General features: G+C 66.1%; 17 protein-coding genes. 6 read left to right on the forward strand and 11 right to left on the reverse strand.

Going from position 1 to position 21,569, the window contains the following annotated elements:
• Positions 1–91: 91 nt before the first annotated feature.
• Complete coding sequence (locus EJV47_RS22740; protein WP_165903890.1) at positions 92–640, reverse strand: C40 family peptidase; 549 nt, start codon at positions 638–640, stop codon at positions 92–94.
• 201 nt (positions 641–841) lie between these two features.
• On the opposite strand from EJV47_RS22740, the gene EJV47_RS22745 reads away from it, so the two are divergent.
• Positions 842–2,647 carry a M61 family metallopeptidase gene (locus EJV47_RS22745; protein ID WP_126695514.1) on the forward strand — a complete coding sequence of 602 codons (1,806 nt, stop codon included), beginning with the start codon at positions 842–844 and terminating at the stop codon, positions 2,645–2,647.
• 267 nt (positions 2,648–2,914) lie between these two features.
• Here the strand turns inward: EJV47_RS22745 and EJV47_RS22750 are convergent, their stop codons facing one another.
• The 5 genes from EJV47_RS22750 to EJV47_RS22770 form a co-directional block, all read right to left on the reverse strand.
• Positions 2,915–4,477 (reverse strand): S8 family peptidase, encoded by a 1,563-nt coding sequence (locus EJV47_RS22750; protein WP_126695515.1) that lies wholly within the window; start codon positions 4,475–4,477, stop codon positions 2,915–2,917.
• 364 nt (positions 4,478–4,841) lie between these two features.
• Positions 4,842–6,812 (reverse strand): KUP/HAK/KT family potassium transporter, encoded by a 1,971-nt coding sequence (locus tag EJV47_RS22755; RefSeq protein WP_126695516.1) that lies wholly within the window; start codon positions 6,810–6,812, stop codon positions 4,842–4,844.
• Between the two features lie 93 nt (positions 6,813–6,905).
• On the reverse strand, positions 6,906–7,478 hold the full coding sequence (locus EJV47_RS22760) for a hypothetical protein (protein ID WP_126695517.1): 573 nt from the start codon (positions 7,476–7,478) through the stop codon (positions 6,906–6,908).
• Between the two features lie 163 nt (positions 7,479–7,641).
• Entirely contained in the window at positions 7,642–8,265 is a 624-nt protein-coding gene (gene bamJ, locus EJV47_RS22765; RefSeq protein ID WP_126695518.1) for a BamJ family beta-barrel-assembly machinery protein, read from the reverse strand.
• Between the two features lie 328 nt (positions 8,266–8,593).
• Positions 8,594–9,592: an alpha/beta hydrolase gene (locus EJV47_RS22770; RefSeq protein ID WP_126695519.1), complete on the reverse strand. Its 999-nt coding sequence runs from the start codon at positions 9,590–9,592 to the stop codon at positions 8,594–8,596.
• Between the two features lie 263 nt (positions 9,593–9,855).
• Here EJV47_RS22770 and EJV47_RS22775 point away from each other — a divergent pair, with 263 nt between their 5' ends.
• Genes EJV47_RS22775 through EJV47_RS22785 form a run of 3 tightly spaced genes read left to right on the forward strand, consistent with a single transcriptional unit; the run spans position 9,856 to position 15,471 of the window.
• Positions 9,856–10,809 (forward strand): ABC transporter ATP-binding protein, encoded by a 954-nt coding sequence (locus EJV47_RS22775; protein WP_126695520.1) that lies wholly within the window; start codon positions 9,856–9,858, stop codon positions 10,807–10,809.
• A 27-nt stretch (positions 10,810–10,836) separates the two neighbouring features.
• Positions 10,837–14,511 (forward strand): ABC transporter permease/M1 family aminopeptidase, encoded by a 3,675-nt coding sequence (locus EJV47_RS22780; protein WP_243651284.1) that lies wholly within the window; start codon positions 10,837–10,839, stop codon positions 14,509–14,511.
• Between the two features lie 36 nt (positions 14,512–14,547).
• Positions 14,548–15,471 carry a hypothetical protein gene (locus EJV47_RS22785; protein WP_126695522.1) on the forward strand — a complete coding sequence of 308 codons (924 nt, stop codon included), beginning with the start codon at positions 14,548–14,550 and terminating at the stop codon, positions 15,469–15,471.
• Positions 15,472–15,550: 79 nt separating this feature from the next.
• Here the strand turns inward: EJV47_RS22785 and EJV47_RS28210 are convergent, their stop codons facing one another.
• From EJV47_RS28210 to EJV47_RS22800, 4 genes are all read right to left on the reverse strand, one after another.
• The gene (locus tag EJV47_RS28210) at positions 15,551–15,688 is read right to left on the reverse strand and encodes a hypothetical protein (protein WP_165903891.1); all 138 of its coding nucleotides are present in this window, start codon (positions 15,686–15,688) and stop codon (positions 15,551–15,553) included.
• 112 nt (positions 15,689–15,800) lie between these two features.
• Entirely contained in the window at positions 15,801–16,418 is a 618-nt protein-coding gene (locus EJV47_RS22790; protein WP_126695523.1) for a hypothetical protein, read from the reverse strand.
• A gap of 84 nt (positions 16,419–16,502) precedes the next feature.
• Positions 16,503–17,168 carry a methylated-DNA--[protein]-cysteine S-methyltransferase gene (locus EJV47_RS28950; RefSeq protein WP_126695524.1) on the reverse strand — a complete coding sequence of 222 codons (666 nt, stop codon included), beginning with the start codon at positions 17,166–17,168 and terminating at the stop codon, positions 16,503–16,505.
• 129 nt (positions 17,169–17,297) lie between these two features.
• A complete protein-coding gene (locus EJV47_RS22800; protein ID WP_126695525.1) occupies positions 17,298–18,104 on the reverse strand; it encodes a polysaccharide deacetylase family protein in 807 nt (268 codons plus the stop codon).
• A gap of 217 nt (positions 18,105–18,321) precedes the next feature.
• Between EJV47_RS22800 and EJV47_RS22805 the strand changes: the two genes are divergently transcribed.
• Positions 18,322–18,840: a hypothetical protein gene (locus EJV47_RS22805; protein WP_126695526.1), complete on the forward strand. Its 519-nt coding sequence runs from the start codon at positions 18,322–18,324 to the stop codon at positions 18,838–18,840.
• Positions 18,833–20,239 (forward strand): M64 family metallopeptidase, encoded by a 1,407-nt coding sequence (locus EJV47_RS22810; protein ID WP_126695527.1) that lies wholly within the window; start codon positions 18,833–18,835, stop codon positions 20,237–20,239. Before EJV47_RS22805 ends, EJV47_RS22810 begins: the two co-directional genes overlap by 8 nt.
• 116 nt (positions 20,240–20,355) lie before the next feature.
• On the opposite strand, the gene EJV47_RS22815 is transcribed toward EJV47_RS22810, so the two are convergent.
• A complete protein-coding gene (locus tag EJV47_RS22815) occupies positions 20,356–21,525 on the reverse strand; it encodes an OmpA family protein (RefSeq protein ID WP_126695528.1) in 1,170 nt (389 codons plus the stop codon).
• Positions 21,526–21,569: the final 44 nt, after the last annotated feature.

A 21,569-nucleotide genomic window follows, 5' to 3' on the forward strand; every position in this document is an offset into this window, starting at 1 on the left:
TGGTCAAATGGCTGGATGGCTAAATGGCTGGTCGTTCAACGAAACCGTTAGAACGACCAGCCATTTAGCCATCCAGCCATTTGACCATTTATCACAGTACCCGCCGGATGCCCAGGAAGCGCCGCTCGTAGTCGGTGCCGTCGACCTGGCTGATTTTTACGCCCGGGTCGCGCTTGGAGGAGGAGGAGTGCACGAAGCGCAGGGGCTGGCCGGGCTCCGAGATGACGATGCCCGCATGGCCGGGCGTGGTGGCGTCCTTGGCTGTGCCGGTGAAGATGATCAGGTCGCCCTTGCGGGCTTCGGCGCGGGGTACGGCCGAGCCGGTTTTGTACTGTAGCGCGGAGGAGTGCGGCACGTCGATGTTGAACTGCCCGTAGACGTAGGTGAGGAAGCCGGAGCAGTCGAAGCCGCCCTCGGGGGTGGTGCCAGCGTAGCAATAGGCCTTGCCGAGCTGGCGCAGGGCGAAGCTCACGAGCTGGTCGCGGCGGTCCTGGGAGGCGAGGCGGCGGGGGGCGGTGGCGGCGCGGTATACCACGGCGCGCACGGGGGGCAGGTCGCCGCTGGCGGGCACGGGGGCCTCGGGGCGTAGCTGCTGCCAGCCGAACACGGCCAGCAGAATGGTCATCAGGGCTCCAAACATGAGCCAAACGATACGCATAATTCGGGCCAGCCCGGGCGCAGGTGTGGAGACGCCGGCCGGCGTTTGCCTAACGCAAGGCGCGCGGCGGGCGTTGCGCGGGGCCCCACAGACCCGCGGCAGTGGGGATTTTCCGGCGTATTTTGCAGCCCCGCGGCACCGGCGCCGTCAGTGGCTGCGGATTCACTCACTCCACCGTTTTTCATGCTCAATACCACTTTGCGCCGCCTGGGCGCAACGGCGGCGCTGGGTTTGCTGGCCTCGGCTTCGGCCCTGGCGGCCCCCACGCTGCGCTACGTGCTGGCCATGCCGGCCCCGCAGACGCACTACTTCGAAGTTGAAATGCAGCTCAGCGGCTTCTCCGGCCGCTCGACCGACGTGAAGATGCCGGTGTGGGCGCCGGGCTCCTACCTGGTGCGCGAGTTTGCCAAGAACGTGGAGGGCTTCACGGCCCAGGCCGGCGGCAAGCAGCTGCAGGTCGATAAAATCAACAAGAACACCTGGCGCATCACGCACCAGGGCCAGAAGGACTTTACGGTGCGCTACCGCGTGTACGCCAACGAGCTGAGCGTGCGCACCAGCTTCGTGGACGCCTCGCACGGCTACCTTAATGGCACCAGCGTGTTCATGTACCCCGAGGGGCAGAAGCAGCTGCCGGCCCAGGTGGAGGTGCGGCCGTTTGAGGGCTGGAAAGAGGTGTCGACCAGCCTGAAGCCAGCCACGCAGGCCGGGCCCTCGTTTACCTTCCTCTCGTCGAACTACGACGAGCTAGCCGACTCGCCCATCGAAATCGGTAACCACAAGGTGCTCAGCTTCGACGTGAACGGTACGCCGCACCGCATTGCCATGTACGGGCAGGCCAGCTACGACGAGCAGCGCGTGGTGGCCGACTTCAAGCGCATCTGCGAGACGGCGCAGAAAGTGGTGGGCCAGAACCCGCTGGACCGCTACCTGTTCATCGTGCACAACCTGGAGCGCGGCGGCGGGGGCCTGGAGCACCTGTACTCGACCACGCTGGAAGTCTCGCGCAACGCCTACACCACGCCGGCAGGCTACGAGGGCATTCTGGGGCTGGCCGCGCACGAGTATTTCCACCTCTGGAACGTGAAGCGCATCCGCCCCATCGCGCTGGGCCCCTTCGACTACGACAAGGAAAACTACACCCACATGCTCTGGATGAGCGAGGGTGGCACCGAGTACTTCTCCAACCTCATCGTGCAGCGGGCCGGCTTCCAGAAGCCCCAGCAGTACCTCGACCAGCTGGCCACGGGCATCACGCGGGTAGAAAACACGCCCGGCAATCGGATGCAGTCGGCCGCCGAAGCCAGCTGGGACGCCTGGATCAAATACTACCGGCCCAACGAAAACTCGCCCAACTCCACCATCAGCTACTACGACAAGGGCGAGGTTATCGGGGCGGTGCTGGATCTGATGGTCATCAACGCCACCAAGGGCCAGAAGAGCCTCGACGACGTGATGCGCTACCTCTACGACCAGTACTACAAGAAGCTGGGCCGGGGCTTCACCGACGCGGAGTACCAGGACGCCGTGGCCAAAGTAGCCGGCCGCCGCTTCGACGAGTTCTTCCAGCAGTCGGTGTACGGCACCAAACGGCTCGACTACGAAGGGGCCCTGGGCTACGCCGGCCTGCGCCTGGCCACCGCCACCGGCTCGGATGCTTCCCTGGGCGCCTCGGTTTCTACCAGCACCGGCAAGGCCGTGGTCAGCACCGTGCTGCGCGACGGCAGCGCCTGGCAGGGCGGCCTGAACACCGGCGACGAAATCGTGGCCGTGGACGGCATGCGCCCCCCAACGGACATCGTGCAAAGCCTGGCTGCCCGGCCGGTGGGCAGCTCGGTGCGCCTGCTCGTCACCCGCGACGGACAGCTGCGGGAGCTGACCATTCCGCTGCTGGCCAGCACCACCACCCGCTACCGCATCGAAATGGCACCGGAGGCTTCGCCGGAGCAGCTGGTCGTGCGCCGTAAGTGGCTGCAGCTGCCGCAGTAGGGCTTCGTTCTCATGGCTCAAAAAAGCCCCGTCGGAATGCTCCGGCGGGGCTTTTTGTTGGGGCTGGCGCCGGTTTAGCGAAACGCAGTGAAGCGTAACCGGTGCCTGTTATAAAGCAGGTTTTCAACCTGCGTGCGGCGTTGTGGTGTCGGTCCGGCAGAATCAGGCGGGCGCCCCGCGCAGGCTGAAAGCCTGCCTTATTTTCGGCACCGGTTACGCTCCTGCGGAGCTAAACCGGCGCCAGTTCCGGGCCAGTTCCGCACTGGCTTACTGCACTACGGCGCCCACGGCGCGGGCCAGGTTCACGCGGCCGTAGCCGAAGCTCGTGCTGCGGTTGCTGGCGTTGGAGCTGGCCGCAATCAGGCGGGCTTTGATCTGGTCCCGGGTTTCGGTGGGGTAGCGGCTCCAGACGACGGCGGCCATACCGGCCATGGAGGCGGTAGCTACGGAGGAGCCGCCGACGGTGCTGGGGGCGTCGCCGCTCATGGCCAGGGACAGGGGGCGCAGGTTGTTGCTGGTGCGCTGCATCACCACGGTGAATTCCACGTCGGCGCCGGTGTGGCACTCGTCGCAGCGGGTGGTGAGGTTGTCTTTGACGCCCGTCACGGCCACGGCTTCGCCCAGGCTGGCCGGGAAGATGACGCCCACCCAGCCGGCCGACCAGTCGAAGGAAGTGCCGGCGGCGCAGAAGATGAGCTTGCCGCGCCCGTAGGCGTAGCGGATGGCGTCGGCCATCTGGGAGGAGCTGGTCACGCGGCCCATGCTCATCGAGATGATGCGCACGTCGGCCCGATTGGCGGCCAGCGTGAAGGCGTCGGCTACGCCCTGCACCTCGCGCGAGGCATCGAGAAACACGTCCTCGGCGGCGCGGATGGTAATGAGGTTGGCGTTGTAGGCAATGCCCACCGAAGCCCCGTCGGTGCCGCGGGGCGCGGCGGCGGCGCCGGCCATGCTGGTGCCGTGGCCGCAGCCGTCGTTGGGGGTTTCGGCCGCGCCGTAGGGAATGCCGAAGAGACTATTGCGCGGCAAGGTCACCAGCCGCTCGATGGTGCGGCCGGTGCTCAGGCCCTGGTTGAAGGCCGCGCCCAGGTTGTCCTGCGCGTCGGAGGAGCCCGAGTCGATGATGACCATTTTGATGCCGCGGCCGGTGCTCTGCGTCCAGGCCGCGCGGATGCCGTGGTACACGTCGGCCTGGTTCCAGGAAGACTTGCTGCCGCCCGTCAGTACGGTGTAGTCGGAGCCGGCGACTAGGCCGGCGGTGGCGGTGTTGGAGCCGCAGCCGCTGCTGCTCAGGGTGCGGTTGGCCACGTCGCGGCCCGGCTCGTAGCCCATCGGCTCGGCGTAGCGCACCAGCGGGGAGCGGCGCAGGGCCTGCACCGTGGCCAGCTGCCGCACGCGTACCGTGAGCACCGGCAGCGTGGCCTGGTCGAACACCACGATTCTCTCGGCCGTCACCGTGGGGTCGGCGCGGCGCTCCAGCTCCACAATCAGCTGGAGCACCTGCTGGCGGGCCTGCTGGTAATCGGCATCGTCGGCGGCGCGTTCGGGCAGCTCTTCGGGGCTGGTGCCGGCCGGGGCGTAGCCCACGCTCAGCACCTGGTCGGAGCGCTGCAGGGCGCTCCACACGACGTGGTCGGAGGCTTGGCGCCAGTCGTAGCTACCGGTCTGGCGCACGCGGGCCCAGATCTGCTCGTCGAGCTGGCTGGTGCTCAGGGCTTCGCCGACTATTTCCGGCTCGGGCTGCACGCGGGCCATTTCTTCGTCCTGGGTCTGGCAGGCGCCCAGCCACAGCAACGCCGCGGCCGCGGCGTATCGGGTAAAGTTGGTCATAAAGGTGTTTTGGGTGAGAATGAGAACGTGCGGGTAAGTCACGAAAAATCCGTGAGTATTGCAACATGCATAACAGTTTAGGGCTTCATTTTTAGAATATTACCGCCTGATTACGGCCAGGTTAGATGCAAAAAAGGCCGCTCCCGGTACCGGGAGCGGCCTTTTTATGGGTCGTGCGTCAGTCGTAAGCGTCGTAGCGCGAACCGCAGGTCAGCGGAGCTAAGCTCTGCTTCGCGTATTCCGCGCGTTTGTCGCAGAACGAGTTCGACGCTTGCGGTTCAACGAGTCGTTCTGAATACGCGAAGCAGAGCTTAGCTCCGCTGACCTGCGGTTCGCGCTACGACGCTGGCGGCGTGGACGCCCGCTAGTACACCCGCTTCAGGGATACGTTGCGCGTCGGGGTGATGATGAGCGGCACCTTCTCAATTTTCACCGAGGAGGTGTCCAGCCCGAAGTACTTGTCCTCGGAAGCAATGAACTGCTTGATGTAGAAATAGGCCTGCATGACCAAATTCTCCACGAAGGGGAATTCGTTTTCGACCGAGAGGAACTTCTCCAGCACCACGAAGCGGAAGTCGCCGGTGACGTGCTGCTTGCTCAGCGACTCGTAGCGGGAGGTAATGTCCACTTCCTTGTTGCGCACCAGGTCCTCCACCACTTTGCGGAAGTACAGGTTGATGCGCTGCTCCACGCGGAAGCCGAGGCGGAAGGTCACGCGGAAGGCGTCGTTGGGGGCCAGCTCGGTCACTTTGTACTCCATCGTGTACGGCTCGTCGGTGGTGTCCACGTGCACAAACCAGTAGATGTCGGCGCGCTTGGGCCGTTTCTGGAAGATGGAGTAGATGATTTTCGACTCGATTTCCGTCTGCCGCTCGGCCGAGGACATGAACACCAGGTGGGTGGCGTACTTCGGAATCGAGTCGTCGTTGCTCAGCTCCTTCAGCGCGTCCATGTACGGGTCGATGCGGACGAATTCCGTCAGGCGGCGCTTGATGTAGTAGGCCCGCAGCCACACGTACATCACCGCAATCAGGCACAGGCTGATGGCCACCGATACCCAGCCGCCGTGCGGGAACTTGATGAGGTTGGCCACCAGGAAGGAGCCCTCGATGCCGCCGTACACCAGCACGAACAGCACAATCAGCGCCATGGGTACGCGCTTGGTGCGCAGCCACATGCTCAGCAGCAGGGTGGTCATGAGCATGGTGATGGTAATGGCCAGGCCGTAGGCCGCTTCCATGTTTTCGGACTTCTGGAAGTAGAGCACCACCGCAATGCAGCCCAGCAGCAGCAGGCGGTTCATGCTCGGCACGTAGAGCTGCCCCTTCACGTCGGTGGGGTAGTTCAGCTTCACCTTGGGCCACATGTTCAGGCGGATGGCCTCGGCCACCAGCGTAAACGAGCCGGTAATCAGCGCCTGGGAGGCAATGATGGCGGCAATGGTGGCAATGCCGATGCCGATGAGCAGGAACCACTCGGGCATCAGGGCGAAGAAGGGGTTTTTGCCGGCCAGGGCCTGCCCCTCGTGGTTCATCAGCCAGGCACCCTGCCCGAAGTAGTTCAGCAGCAGGCAGAGCTTCACGAAGGTCCAGCTGATGCGGATGTTGCCCTTGCCGCAGTGGCCCAGGTCGGAGTACAGGGCCTCGGCCCCGGTGGTGCACAGAAACACGGCCCCCAGCAGCCAGAACCCGCCGGGCGTGTTCACCAGCATGTTGTAGGCGTAGTAGGGGTTGATGGCCTGCAGAATGCCCGGGTACTGCGCAATGCCGTACACGCCCAGCACCGCCAGCATGGTGAACCACAGGAACATAATCGGTCCGAAGGCCTTGCCCACGATTTGCGTGCCGAAGCTCTGCAGCAGGAACAGCCCGCACAGAATGGCAATGACGATGTACTGCGTGGGCAGGTGCGGATACACCGTTTCCAGTCCCTCAATGGCCGAGGATACCGAAATCGGCGGGGTGATGACCCCGTCGGCCAGCAGGGCCGCGCCGCCCACGATGGCCACGGCCGAGAGCCAGCCGCCGCGCCGCCGCACCAGGGCGTAGAGCGAGAAAATGCCGCCTTCGCCGTTGTTGTCCGCATTGAGCGTGAGCAGCACGTACTTGACGGTGGTCTGCAGCGTGAGCGTCCAGAGCACGGCCGAAATGCCGCCGTATACCAGGTCTCTGGTGATGACGCCCGGCACGATGGCCTTCATCACGTACAGCGGCGAGGTGCCGATGTCGCCGTAGATAATGCCGAGGGCAATGAGCAGCCCGGCCGTCGAAATAGCCGTGTGGGCGTGGTGCGCGGAGCCGGCCTTGCCGTCCGCTAGGGTTTTGGTGTCACTCATGAGGGGCGCGACAACGAAGAATAGGAGGACCTCGGAAAAATGAGGCGGGCAAAGGTAATGAGCGGCCGCACTTTGGTCCGCGGCCGCGGGGCTTTAGGTGCCGCTCGGACCAGTTGGCGGCTCGTCGGTCGGAAAGTCGGGGTAGGGCCACGCAGCCGCTGCGGCGGCGGCCCGGGCGGCTTCTTCGGCGGCTTGCTGGGCGGCCAGCAGGGCCATAGCCTCCTGGGCGGCGCGCTGGTGGCGCTGGTGAATGCGCACGTTGGTTTCGGCGGCCAGGCGCTGCCAGGCCGGCAGCTCCCCGGGCAGGGCGTGGTGGGCGGCTTCCTGGCCGAGCCGACTCAGGCGTACCCGGTTGGCCCCGCGCCAGCCCCACATCAGCACCAGCAGCCCAAGGCCCATGCCCAGCATAGCCGTGGTGGTCCGAATCCAGTCCTGCAGAAACGCCAGCGTAGAGCCGCCCAGCACGAAGGCCCCCGTCAGCAGCCACAGCAGCCAGCGCACCCGCTGCACCGACACGCGCTCCAGCTCCAGCAGGCTGTAGTGGCGCCCGTCCAGGGTCAGCTCATCGTCGGTGAGGAGCCAGCGGCCGTCCTCGCTCTGCACGGGCGGGCGGGGCGGTGGCAGCGTGGGCGGGGTGTAGTAGCTGTAGAAGTCGGGCTGCTCCATGCGTTTTGGGTGACACGTAACACGTGACAGGTAACAGGTGATAGGGTTTGGGGGAGGCGTCAAGCGGTATGCCGCTTCGCCCGGTCGGCCATTCAGTCAGGCCCGCACCAGCCGCCCTCACCTGTACCTGTCACTTGTCACGTGTTACCTGTCACCCCAACACTTAGTTCACTTTCAGCAGCTCCACGTCGAACACCAAGGCTGAGTCGGGGCCGATGGCGCCGCCGGCACCGCGCGAGCCGTAGGCCAGGTTCGAGGGAATGTAGAGGCGCCACTTCGAGCCTTCGGGCATCAGCTGCAGGGCTTCCGTCCAGCCGGCAATAACCTGGTTGACGCCGAAGGTGGCCGGCTCGCCGCGCTGGTAGCTGCTGTCGAACACCTTGCCGTTAATGAGCGTGCCGTGGTAGTGCGTCGTTACGGAGCTGCGCGGGCCGGGCTTGGGGCCCGAGCCTTCCGTCAGCACCTCGTACTGCAGGCCGCTGGGCAGGGTGGTCACGCCGGGTTTCTTGCCGTTTTCGGCCAGGAAGGCTTCGCCGGCGGCTTTGTTTTCGCTGCCCGAGCCGGCGTCCTGCGGCTCTTCGTCTTCGCCCTGCATCATTTGCTGAAACTGCTGCATGGCCTGCTGCATCTGCTGGGGCGAGAGTTGGCTGGGCTTGCCGCTGAGGGCATCCTTGAGGCTGGCGGCCAGCACGTCGATGTCCAGGTCGAGGCCCTGCTGGGCGAAGTTACCGGCCAGGTCGCGGCCGATGATGTAGCTGATTTGCTGCTTGAGCGAGGTCAGTTCCATGGGGTTGGGGTTGGAATACACGGGGCCGTCGTGGCCGCCGCGGGTCGGTTATACGACTGAGGCCGCGAAGGTGCGGAAAAAAACGTGGCCCGCGGGTTTGGGGGCAGCACGTCATCCTGAGCCAAAGGCGAAGGACCTTCCTCGAACCCTGCACCGCCGCTACCAACGAAGTGCCGACGTTATGTCGTCAGCGCAAAAGAAGCGCAGCCACCTCGGCCCGAACGATTGGGCGTTGATGGCTGCGCTTTTCAGTTGGTGCGAGGTTGGAGGAAGGTCCTTCGCTGCGCTCAGGATGACGTTCTATGTGCCGACGCTACCACATCTGGGGCTACTTCCCGAACACCTTGTTCAGAAAATTCACCGTGTACTGCACCGTCGGCTCAAACCAGGGGTTGAACAGCGGAAAGGGGTGGGGCGCCTCCGGGAAACCTTGCACCTCGCTGTAAATGCCCAGCGCGTCGAGCTGCCGGCGCAGGTCGTCGCGGCCGGCGTGCATGCGGGCCACGCCGCTGTTGATGAACAGGATGGGCGGCGTCTGGGCCGAGACGTGGTTGAGCGGAGCCGCCTGCTGCCAGAGGTCGGGCCGCTCCGTTTTCGAGGCGCCGAACCAGAGCGTGGCCGCCGAGGGGCCCTTCCGGTCGTCGCCCTCCCCCGACTCGGGGTGAATGAAGGCCAGCGTGCCGTCGGCATCCACGATGGCCTGCACCCGGCTGCTGCGGCTGCGGTAGCAGGGGCCGGCCTCGAACAGCGGGTCCCCATTGGTGGTGCCCAGCAGCGCGGCCAGCTGCCCGCCGGCCGAGAAGCCCCAGCTGGCCACCCGCGTCGTGTCGATGTGGTAGCTGCGGGCGTGGGCGCGCAGCCAGCGGACGGCCGTTTTCAGATCCTGCACCGCCGCCGGGTAGGGCGCCTCGGTGCTCAGCCGGTACTCGGCCGTGAGGGCCACGTAGCCGCGGGCGGCCAGCTGCTGGGCCAGCGGGTGGTGCTGGGCCCGGTCGCCGCTGCGCCAGCCGCCCCCGTGCACGATGAGCACCGCCGGAAACTGCTGCCGGCGCTTCGCCTTGGGGTAGAACACGTCGAGCTTCAGCTCCCGGCCGCCGGGCAGGGTGCAGTAGGTCAGGCCCGGGGCCGTCCGCACGTTCTTGGGTACCGGCGGGCGGGCCACCGTGATGCTGGGGTGCTGCTTCTTCGCTTTTACGAAGGCGCTGTGCGTGGTAAAGGAGGTGTCGCGCGGGGCGGGAGTGAAGTGCTGGGCGCGGGCACTCAGGGCCAGTGTGAGCAGCAGGCCGGCCGCGGCCAGACGCGCAGCATGAAACGAAAACAAGGGCATCGGCAGCAAGAAAACGAGCGACGCTAAAAGTACGGCGCAAACGCCCGGCCGCCCAGGCTGGAGCTGAAGAAAGGCCCGCTCATTTTGCTCCCGGCTTTTGGCGAAGGGTAGGAGCTGCGAACAGTCCGCGTCTTCCTCTGATGTTGCCTGCCGGGGCCGCAGGGTCGAAAAGTTACATGCACGAATCAAAAAGTTACATGTGCGAAACCATCCTGCTTTAAAATACCTCACCTTGCAGCTGACGACCTAACTCTCTCAGCTGCATGGAACTCCGCATCCAACACCTCTCGAAAACCTACCCCAACGGCGTGCAGGCCCTGCGCGACGTAACGCTGACCATTCCCAACGGCATGTTCGGCCTGCTCGGGCCCAACGGCGCGGGCAAATCCTCGCTCATGCGCACCATTGCCACCCTGCAGGAGCCCGATACCGGCAGCATCCAGCTCGGCGACATCGACGTGCTGCGCGAGAAGGAAAAGGTGCGCCGGGTGCTGGGCTACCTGCCCCAGGAGTTCGGGCTCTACCCCAGCGTGTCGGCCGAGGTGCTGCTCGACTACTTCGCCGGGCTCAAGGGCATTCGGGCAGGGGCGGAGCGCAAGGCCGCCGTGGAGAACCTGCTGCAGCAAACCAACCTCTGGGACGCCCGCAAGAAAGCCGTGGGCGGCTACTCCGGCGGCATGCGGCAGCGCTTCGGCATTGCCGTGGCCCTGCTGGGCTCCCCGCAGCTCATCATCGTGGATGAGCCCACTGCCGGCCTCGACCCCACGGAGCGCAACCGCTTCCTCGACCTGCTCAGCGAAATCGGCGAAAACGTGGTGGTGATTCTGAGCACGCACATTGTGGAGGACGTGACCGAGCTGTGCCCCAACATGGCCATCATTGCTCAGGGCGAGGTGGTGGCCACCGGCCGCCCGAACGACGTCATCGGCGAAATCCGGGGCAAAGTGTACCGCACCAAAACCGAAAAGGCGGCCCTGGCCCAGCTGCGCGAGCAGCACGAAGTCATCAGCTCCAAGCTGGTGGCCGGGCAGCCGGTGGTGCGCGTGTTCAGCGAGACGCCCATCAACGGCATCTTCCAGCCCGCCGAGGCCACGCTGGAGGACGTGTACTTCCACCGGCTCGCCCGCAGGGCGAGAATTAATAATGAAGAATTAAAAATTAATAATGACGCGGGGGCAAAAGCGGGTCGGGCCTCCACGGGCACAGTCAATTCTTAATTATTCATTCTTAATTATTAATTGAAAATGTTCGCCCACATCTTCAAGTTCGAACTGCGCTTCCGCTTCACGCAGCCGAGCACCTACCTGTACTTCGGCGTCTTCGTGCTGGCCGGCTTTCTGTCGCAGACCGTCGACGACTTCGGCTTCGGCTCGGCCAAGGTGCACGTCAACTCGCCCGACGCGCTGGCCACGCTGCACATCGTTGCCTCCATCTTCGGCATGTTCATCACGGCGGCCATCCTGGGTACGCCCATTTACCGCGACGACAAGGACGGGCTGACCGGGCTGCTCTACACCACGCCGCTGCCCAAGACCAGCTACCTCGCCGGCCGGTTTCTGGGCTCGTTGCTGGCCATCTGGTTTATCATGACGGGTATTTCCGTCGGGGCGCTGCTGGGCATGCTCATGCCCTGGGTGGAGGCCAGCAAGCTGGGCCCGGTGCAGCCGCTGGCGCTGCTGGTGCCGTTGCTGGGCGCGGCCTGGACCAACGCCTGGTTTGCCGGCTGCATCTTCTTCGCGGCCTACCTCGTGTTCCGCTCCCCGCTGGTGGTGTATTTGGGCGGGGTAGTGCTGTTCGTGCTGTACCAGGTGTCGTTCATCTTCATCGACAAAATCAGCTCCGACCACCTGTTCGCCCTGCTCGACCCCTTCGGCCTCACCGCCAAGGGCACCGACACCAAGTACTGGACCATTGCCGAGCGCAACACCAAGTTGCTCGACTACCTGGGCGGGGAGCTGGTGCAAAACCGCCTGCTCTGGAGCGGGGTGGGGCTGCTGGTGCTGCTGGCCAGCTGCGCGTATTTCCGGCTGGGCCTGCCCCGCACGCGGCAGAAAAAACAAGCCGCCGAAGCTGCCCCGGCCGTGGTGGCCGGCGCCGGGCTGCGCCGCTCCCCGCAGGATTTCGGCGGCGGGCTGGGCTGGTGGCAGCTGCGGCGCCTCACGCGGGTGCAGTTTCTGAACGTCGTCAATGCCTGGCCGTTCCGGGCGCTGGCCCTGCTGGGCGTGATTTACGTGCTCTTCAACGCCTACTTCACCTACCAGGACCCGCGCGGCATTCAGATGCCGGTGACCTACCTCATTCTGAACCTGGTCAACGACAACTTCACGCTGTTCTTCCTCATCATCACCACCATCTACGCCGGCGAGCTGGTGTGGCGCGAGCGGGACGTGCGCCTGCAGCTTGTGTTCGACGCCTTGCCCTACGCCACCTGGCTGCCCTTTGTGAGCAAGGTGCTGGCCCTGCTGGGCGTGCAGCTGCTGCTGAGCCTGGTGCTGAGCCTGGTGGGCCTGGGCATTCAGCTCTACCGCGCCCCCGAGCTGGTGGAGCCGCTGCTCTACCTCAAGAACTTCCTGCTGCAGGCCGCCAACCTGACCGTGCTCTGCACCCTGGCCGTGGTGGTGCAGACGGTGGTGAATAACAAGTACGTCGGCCACGCGCTGATGATGGTGTACTACGGGGTGGTCATCCTGCTGGCCGATGCCCTGGGCCTGCACCACGTGCTGCTCAAGTTCGGCGCGGGCATACCCTACACCTACTCCGACATGAACGGCTACGGGCACATGGTGGCCCCGCTGCTGGCCGTCAACCTCTACTACCTGGCCGGGGTGCTGCTGCTGGCTTTGCTGGCCTCCCTGCTCTGGGTGCGCGGCACCGACACCAGTCTCGGCAGCCGCGCCCGGCTCTTCGGCCAGCGCCTGCGCACCCCCGGCGTGCGGCCCGCCCTGGTCGCCTGCCTGCTGGTGGCGCTGGCGGCCGGCGGCTGGGTGTTCTACAACACCAACGTGCTCAACGAGTACGTGACGCCCAAGGACCTGGAAGCCCGGCAGGCCGACACCGAGCGGAAGTACAAGCGCTTCGCCCGCCTGCCCCAGCCCAAAATCGTGGCTATCGACGTGGCCGCCGACCTGTACCCCACGGCCAGCCCCCGCGGCTACCGCATGCGCGGCACCTTTACGCTGCGCAACAAGGAAAACCGCTCCATCGACACGCTGCTGATCAACTACGACCCCAGCCGCAGTATCACCAACCAGCTGAGCCTGAGCCGCCCCGCCCGGGTATTGCGCGACGACCCCGTCAGCGGCATCCGGCTCTACCAGCTGCGCCAGCCGCTGCGGCCGAATGACTCCGTGGACCTGCGCTTCGATATCAGCTACCAGGCCCGCGGCTTCACCTCCCGCCTCAAGGGCACCGGCGTGTTCGACTGGGCCAGCATCTCGCCCGAAGACCGCCTCACCGCCAACGGCACCTTCCTCAGCGACGCCGGCCTGCGCATCGGCTACCAGGTGGGCGCCGAGCTGGAAGACGACAACGTGCGCCAGCGCAACGGCTTGAAACCGAAGGACCGCGCCCTGCGCCTGAACGACCCGCGCGGCCGCCGCATCGCCGACTTCGGCCCCGACGCCGACTACATCCGCTACCAGGCCACCATCAGCACCGATGCCGACCAGATTGCCGTCACGCCCGGCTACCTGCAGCGGGAATGGACCAAGGACGGCCGCCGCTACTTCCAGTACAAGGCCGACGAGCCCATGATGCCCATGACCGGCATCCTCTCGGCCCGCTACCAGGTGCACCGCGAAACCTGGCGGCCCCAGGGCGGCGGTCAGCCCGTGGCCATCGAAATCTACCACGACCCGCACCACCCCTACAACGTGCGCCGCATGGCCCAGGCCCTGCGCGACGCCTTGCCGTACTACGCCGCCGCCTTCGGGCCCTACCAGTTCCGGCAGATTCGCATCCTGGAGTTTCCGCGCTACAAGAGCTTCGCCCAGAGCCAGCCCAACACGGTGCCCTTCTCCGAGTCGGCCGGCTTCATCGACGACCCGCGCGACACCAATTCGCCCGACTATACCTACTTCATCACCAACCACGAGCTGGGCCACCAGTGGTGGGGCCACCAGCTCATCGGGGCCAACGTGCAGGGCAGCAGCATGCTCATCGAGTCGCTGGCCGAATACTCGGCCCTGATGACCTGCAAGCACCACTTCTCGCCCGCCCAAATGCAGCAGGTGATGCGCCGGGAGCTGGACCAGTACCTGCGCGGCCGCCGGCAGGAGCGCAAAAAGGAAATGCCGCTGATGCTGGTGGAAAGCCAGCCCTACATCCACTACTACAAGGGCGGTATGGTGTTCTACGCCCTGCAGGACTTTATCGGGGAGCAGAAGCTCAACAAGGCCCTCGGCGACTTTGTGGCCGCCAACCGCTACAAAACCGACCCGTACCCGAACTCGGCCGATTTGATGGCCTACATCCGCCGCGAAACGCCCGACTCTCTGCAGTACCTGATCCGGGACATGTTCGAAACCATCACGCTCTACAAAAACGAGCTGAAAACCGCCACCTACACCCCGCGCCCCGATGGTAAGTTCGACGTAGCCCTGACCATCAAAGCCGAAAAGCTCCGTTCCGACAGCCTGGGCAACGAAGCCGCCACGCCCCTGGTCGGCGACTACGTGGACGTAGGCGTGTTCGGGCCCGATAAGTCGGCCGGCGAGGCCTGGGACGTGCGCGGCAAGGCCCTGGTGATGCAGAAGGTCAAGCTCACCCAGTCCGAAACCACCCTGCGCTTCGTCGTCGCCGAGAAGCCCGCCAAAGCCGGCGTCGACCCCTACCAGAAGCTCATCGAGCGGTACTACTACGACAACGTGAAGCCGATGCAGGAAGAAAAACCGGCCGCCAAGCCCGTGGCCGTGCGCTAAACTGCCCGGCCTCCCAACTTCTGAAGACCTTCTGCCATGACTATTACCCGTTTCCTCCGCGCGCTGCTGCTCGGCACACTGCTGCTGGCCGCGCCCGTCCACAGCCACGCCCAGACAGCTGCTCCGGCCGGGCCCTTCGCCGGCCTGGTGGCCCAGAAAACCGCACGCCTGACCGTCTATGCCACGCCCGGCCACGAGGCCCGCGCCCGGCAGATGGCCGAGCTTTGCACCCGGGCCATCGGATACCTCCAGCAGCCCGCGCTGCTGGGGTTCGTCCCGCGCGTGACGCTGCTGGTGCTCGGCCCGGCCGACTGGAAAAAGTACGCCCGCATCCAGGCCTACGGCATGCCCCACACCGCGGGCGACACCATACTCGTAGTAGCGGCCGAAGACAACGCCATGTGGCGCGGCAGCGTACCCCCGGCCAAGCAACTGTCGCCGGCCCAGGCCCGGCAGGTGCAGCAGGTATACCGCACCGCCGACGGGTCGGTATCCATGATGAATTTTTTCGACCTGACGGCCGTGCACGAGTTGGGGCACGCCTTTTACCGGCAGGCCCGGCTAGGGCGGCCGCGCTACTGGCTGGAGGAGCTGTTTGCCAACGTGCTGCTGCACACCTTCGTGGCTACGCAGGAGCCCGCGCTGCTGCCCGCCCTGGAGCTGTTTCCGCAGGTGGTCGTCGATGGCACCGACCCCAAAACCTTGGGATACACCTCCCTGGCCGACTTCGAGCAGCAGTACGAAAGTATGCCCAGCACCAAGCCGTTGAACTACGGCTGGTACCAATGCCGGCTGCACCGCGCGGCGGCCCGTATTTACGGCCAGCAGGGCGCCACGGCCTTGCCGGCCCTTTGGCGGGCCTTGCGCCAGAACACCGTCACCTACGACGATGCGCAGCTGGCCGCGTTTCTGCAGACGCAGGTGGGGGCGGAGGTAGCGCGGGTACAAACCGGCTGGTAAGTTCAGCGCACGAAAAAGCCGGCCCCGCTTGCGCGGGGCCGGCTTTTTTATAGGTATTCCCGGAAAGAGCGGCCGCGGCTTAGCAGCAATAGTCGCTATAGTCCTCGTCGAGCGAGTCGATGCGCAGCGAGAAGTTCAGCGTACGGGCTGCCCACAGCCCCAGGCTACCGAGGCCACCCAGCAGCAACAGCGTCGAAACGGCGGTGGTCTTTTTCATGGTCTATTTTCTATGTTGGTGAATCCCACGTTCTTGCTGCAAAGATAATACGCAATTGTTACATAATTGTTAGGCATGCATCATTGTTTTCTGGGCGAGCTGGCTGTCGGGCTCAGCTTTTAGCGGGAAACGTCTTGCCGACCTTCTTGGTCAGCAAAGGCATCAGCAGGCTGTACTTGTACAGGTGATACTCCCGGAACTGGTCGACTACGTAGAAGTTGTTGGTCGTCAGGTCCTGCACGTACAGGTCGACGGTCGTAATATCCATCCGCTGGTGCGTGACGCCCCCGCTCATGCTCGTGTGGGTACGCACGCCCTGGTAGTCGTTGGTCAGGAAACTGTTGAACGAGTCGTGCAGCAGCAGGTATTTGTAGCCCTGGTCGCGGTAGTAGCCGATGGAATCCTGGGTGGTGATGCGGTAGGCAAAGGGGTATTTCTGCGCCGCTTTCCGCAGCTGCTCGGTCGACCAGCCGCAGTTCTGGTTGTGCCACCGCAGCCGCGTATAGGCCTCCGACGACATGCCCTGCGGCCGCTGGGCCGGCACTTCCACCGGGGCGAACCGGATGAACAGAATTTTAGCCTGGGGCAGGTCTTCCGGCAGCTTGTCTTTGAAGACCGTCGAGCCAAGCTGCTTGGCGGTTTTGCGGAAGTTGTCGGAAACCTGGGCCTGCGCTGTGGTCTGCAGCAGGGCCGTCAGGCCAAGACTTAATAGGAGGAAACGTGCATTCATGCAACGGGCGGCTGAAGGAGAAATAACGCCCGTAAGATAGCGGCGGAGCCCGGCCCGGCAAACCTGCGGCGGGCCCGGAAGCCGCTAAAACAACATAATCTGCTGGCCGGCCGTGGGCTGCCGGTGCTGCTGCTCCAGGGCCAGCAGCCGCTGCTTGCGCCACAGGCCGCCGGCGTAGCCCGTCAGCTTACCGTCGGCCCCGACGACGCGGTGGCAGGGAATGATAAGAGCAATGCGGTTCTGCCCGTTGGCGGCGGCCACGGCGCGCACGGCTTCGGGCTTCCGAAGGGCCAGGGCCTGCTGCCCGTAGCTGCGGGTGTGGCCGTAGGGAATCTGGCGCAGCTCCTGCCACACCTGCTGCTGAAAGGCCGAGCCGGGCGTAACGAGCGGCACCGTAAATGCCTGCCGCGTGCCGGCGAAATACTCAGCCAGCTCGGCGCGCAGCTGGCGCAGGTGGGCGTTGTCGCGCTCCACCACCCGGGCGTTGAAGCGCTGGGCCAGGTCCTGTAGCTCGGTTTGCAGCTCCTTCCGCTCGAAAAACTCCAGCAGGCAGACGCCCTCGGCCGTGGCCCCGGCCATCATCGGGCCCAGCGGGGTTTCCAGCCGGGCCAGCTCCAGCACGTGGGGCGCGGGGGCGGCTTCGTCGGGCGTGGGCAGGGGCCAGGGCCAGTCGGTGGGCGACGGGGCCGGGGCGGCCGGACGGTCGAAACGCAGCTCAAACTGGGCGGGGGCGGCTTTGGTAGCGGGCATGGGTGGGGCAGGGGTAGCGTCGGAGGGAAAGATACTGCCGAGCGGCCCTAATTGATTCGTCGGTAGGGCGTAACGTGCGGCCGGCCGCGCGAAAACGGCGCCTGGCCCGCCAGCCAAGCCGCCCGGCGTTTACCGGGCCGGAGTGCCCGCAGCCTGCTGAGCCTTCACGCTGGCGGCCACCTCCACCAGCGGCGCCACCCAGATGTCCCGCTCGTGGGCCTTGAGGTAGCGCAGCAGCTGGCGGTGGGCCCCGGCGTCGACGTTCAGCGCGTGGCCGCCGCCCACGCCGTGGAAGAGAAACACCAGCAGCGTGTGGGTCTGCTGGGCCTGCTTCACCAAATCCAGCATGTAAGCGGCCGACTGCCCGTTGATGGAGTAGCAGGCCACGTTCGTGAGGTCGACCTGGGCCGCGCTGGGCAGGCCGGAACTCACCCCGCGGGCAGCCACGAAATCGGCCTTCAGGGGCGCGTAGAAATCCTGGCCGGCTATGGTCCGGTCGCCGCAGGGGTAGGCGAAGGTGCGCGTGGTCCGGCCGTCGATGGCGGTGAGCAGGGTGTTGGTGGCCCGGATTTCCTGCACGGCCCGCGTGACGGTGTACTTGCTCAGGTCCGTGTCGGGGGTGACGAAGGAGCGGCCGGGCCGCGTGCCGTCGCAGGGGTGCATGAGGGCGTGGTTGCCCAACTCGTGGCCCCGCTTGGCCGCCCGCCGCCATTCCTCCAGCCGCCGGGCCACCACCGGCGAGGAGCCGATGAGGTAGAACGTGGCGCGCAGCCTGAGCGAATCCAGGGCCGGCACGACGCGGTCCAGGTCGGCGTCGAGGGCGTCGTCGTAGGTCAGCACCACGGCGCACTGCTTGCCCTGCCAGGGTGTCGACTGGGCTGGCGCGGCGGGGGCGGTGAGCAGCAGGGCTGCGGCGGGCAGGAGCAGGTGGCGCATGGCAGTTCGGACGGTAGGCAGTGGGAGCGGCAAAGCTAAGTAGACAGTCAGCAGTTGGTAGTTGGGTATAAAGATTCTACCAATCGATACCCGGAGCTAAGTCCGACTACTTAAGTGGCCGGGGCCGCAAGTCAGCGGAAAGAAAAGTGCTGCCCAACCCGGCCCGGCGCACGGTTTTATCTGCCAATTCGGATACCTTTAACCGTCTGTCGATTAAGTGAAAACGATGCCCGCCTTGTATTCTTGTTGGCCTCTGGTACTCCTCGTAGCCCTGGGCAGCAGCTGCCAGCGGCCCGCGGCGGCCGGGCGCTACCTGCCACCGGCCCCCACGCCCGCGCCGGCGGCCCGGCCGCAGATGGTGTTTATGAGCTTCAAGGCCACGGCCCAGCCGGCCGGCGCGGCCGCCATCGAGCTGCTGCAGAGCACCGTGGTGGCCGGGGCGCCCAAGCCCGCGGCCGCCGCCGTCCGGGCCGGGGAGCCGGCCTACCTGCGCATTGCCCAGCTCGATGCCAGGCGGCAGGTGGTGGCCGCAGTGGTGGTGGCGCACCCGCTGCGGCGCGCCGTGGAAACCTCGACGCCCGAGGGGGCGCTGCAGCGGCAGGCCGTAACGCTGCCCGAAGCCGAGTTTTTTGTGCGCCTGGCCCTGCTGCCGCAGGCGGCCGGGGTGCGCGTGGAGGAGTTCATCGACCAGCAAAGCATAGGTACCACCGATTTCCCTGTTCCAGCCCATGACTAAACTCTACTCCCTGCTGCTGCTGCTCGGGCTGCTGCTCGCTCGTCCCGCCGGCGCCCAGTCGGTGCCATTTCCGGTGGATACGCTCGTGAAAACCGGGCCGCTCAGCCAGCGCATCAACCTGGTGTTTCTCAGCGACGGGTACCAGCCCGCCCAGCTGCCGCAGTTCGTCAGCGACGTGCGCAACGTGGTGACGGGCATGTTTGCCCAGTCGCCCTTCCGCGAGTACCAGGGTTACTTCAACGTGTTTGCCGTGCGCGTGCCCTCCTCCGACTTCGGGGCCCAGCACCCGCGCACGGCTGCCGACTGCTCCGCCATGCCCCGGGCCATCATCAACACGTACTTCGGCAGCTCCTTCGACGTGGGCGGCATTCACCGGCTGCTGGTGCCCGCGCGCAACAGCGCCATTGCCAGCGTGCTGGCGACGAACTTCCCGCTCTACGACCAGGCCTTTGTGCTCGTCAATACCACCGAGTACGGCGGGGCGGGCGGCACGGTAGCCACGTCGTCCATCAACAGCAACGCCCGTGAAATCAGCATTCACGAAATCGGCCACTCCTTCGCCGATTTGGCTGATGAGTACTGGGCCGGCCCGCAGTACGCCGCCGAGGGACTCAACATGACGACCCAGACCAATCCCGCGTTGGTGCGCTGGGCGCCCTGGGTGGGCACCGGCGGGGCGGGCGTGTACCCCCACGCCGAATCCCCGGCCTGGCAGCGGCCGCACCAGAACTGCAAGATGCGCTACCTGGGCGTGCCCTTCTGCCCGGTGTGCCGCGAAGCCTTCGTGGAGCGCATTCACGCGCTGGTGCCGCCGGTGCAGGGCTTTAGCCCGGCCGCAGCCGCCGTGGTCGACCCCACCGCCGCCGTGCCCTTCGCCCTGAACCTGCTGGCGCCCGCGCCCAACACCCTGCGCGTGCTGTGGCGGCGCGACGGCAACCTGCTGGCCCGCAACACCGACCGCGTAACGGTACCGCTGGCGGCGCTGAGCGGCGGCTCGCACGTCGTGCGGGCCGAAGTAACCGACACCACGGCCTTTTCGCGCGCGGCCAGCCACTTCGCCCAGCACACCTACGTGACGGAGTGGACCGTCACCAACACCACGACCGGCACCCGCCTGCAGGCCGCCGCCTTCGACTACCGCCTGGAAACCTACCCCAACCCCGTGGTGGAAACGCTGAACCTGAGCTACACGCTCAGCCGCCCCGCGCCCGTCACGGTGACGGTGCTCGACGCGGCCGGTCGGCGGCTGCGCACCGTGCTCAAGCAGTCCACGGCCGCTACCGGCACGCACGAGTGGCACTTCAGCGCCGCCGAGCTGGGCCTGCGCCGCCCCGGCAGCTACGTGCTGGTGCTCGATATCGACGGCACCCGCGTGACGCGGCCCTTGGTGAAGCAGTAAGCGCGGCCCCGCACAAGAATAAGCGGCCCGCCACCGGTCTAACCGGGGCGGGCCGTTGTCGTTGGGTGCCCGGAGCATTGCGCCTGGGCGGCCGGGCCGGCACCTGCTGCTGAATCCTACTTCACCTCGGCCACTTCCACGCGGCGGTTGCGGGCGTCGGGCGAGGGGTAGAGCGGGCGGGTGTCGCCGTAGCCGGTGGTGCTCAGGCGCGCGGCGTCAATGCCGGCTTTCACCAGGTAGGCCTTCACGGCTTCGGCCCGCTGCTCGCTCAGCGCCTGGTTTTTGTCCGGCTCGCCCACGCGGTCGGTGTGGCCGGCAATCTGCAGCTTCAGCGCGGGCCGCTCCCGCAGCTGGGCGGCCAGCTGGTTGAGGGCGGGCAGGCCATCGGCGAGCAGCTCGGCAGTGCCCAGCTTGAAGAGCACCGTGGGCAGTACCACCGGCTTCTCGGTGACGACGGGCGCCGGCGCGGGCGTCGGACTTGGCGCCGGAGCCGGAGTACGGCGGGCGGTATCGAGCGGGGGCAGGGCGGGCTCGGCGGGGGCAGGCGTGGCGGCTACCGGGGGCGGGGTAGGCCTGGGGGCCGCGCCGCCCACTTTCACGGTGATGGGTACCACGGCGCTTTCGCGGGTGCGGTAGTAGCCCTGGGTGATGTAGAAAGTGGTGGTTTTGCTGAGCTTGGTGCGGTACTCGTTGCCGCTGGCCAGGGGCTGCTTGAGCTCGGGGTCGGCGTACCAGCGCACCTCGCGGCCCGATACGCGGATGGTAGTGGGCGTGGCCGCCGGCACCGTGGCGGCCGATTTCAGCCGGACGCGGTACAGCGTGAAGTTGCCGTGGTTACAGTCGCCCACCGGGTCGTAGGCGGCGCGGCCGGTAAGCTTTTCCTCCTTCGCGTCGTAGCTGAACACGATGGAGCCCTCGCACCAGTAGCTGAAAGGGCTCTGGCCGGTTTCGTTGAGCTTGCGCACCTGGTTGAGGCGCAGGCCGGTGGCCGTGCGCGAGGCCTGCACCTGGAAGGTAACCGTCACGTGGGAGCGGCCGCCAACTTCCTCGTAGAGCACCCCGAACAGGCTGTTGCCCTTGCCGTTCTGCACCCGCAGCAGGGTGGGCCAGGTTTTGCCCGGCTCGTCGGGGTCGGTTTCCACACCCTGCCAGATGCCGGCCAGGGATGCATCCTTGGAGGGAGTTTGGGCCCGCAGGGGCGTCGTCAGCAGCAGGGCCGCGCCGGCCAGCCAGCACGCGCGGCCGGGCCCAGCAAACGAAACGGGAAAAGCAGGGAGGAGGAACATCGGTCGGGAAAAACGCCCGCAGCGGGGCGGCTTGCTAACACGAG

The organism is Hymenobacter gummosus, assembly GCF_003970915.1.
Lineage (GTDB): Bacteria > Bacteroidota > Bacteroidia > Cytophagales > Hymenobacteraceae > Solirubrum > Solirubrum gummosum.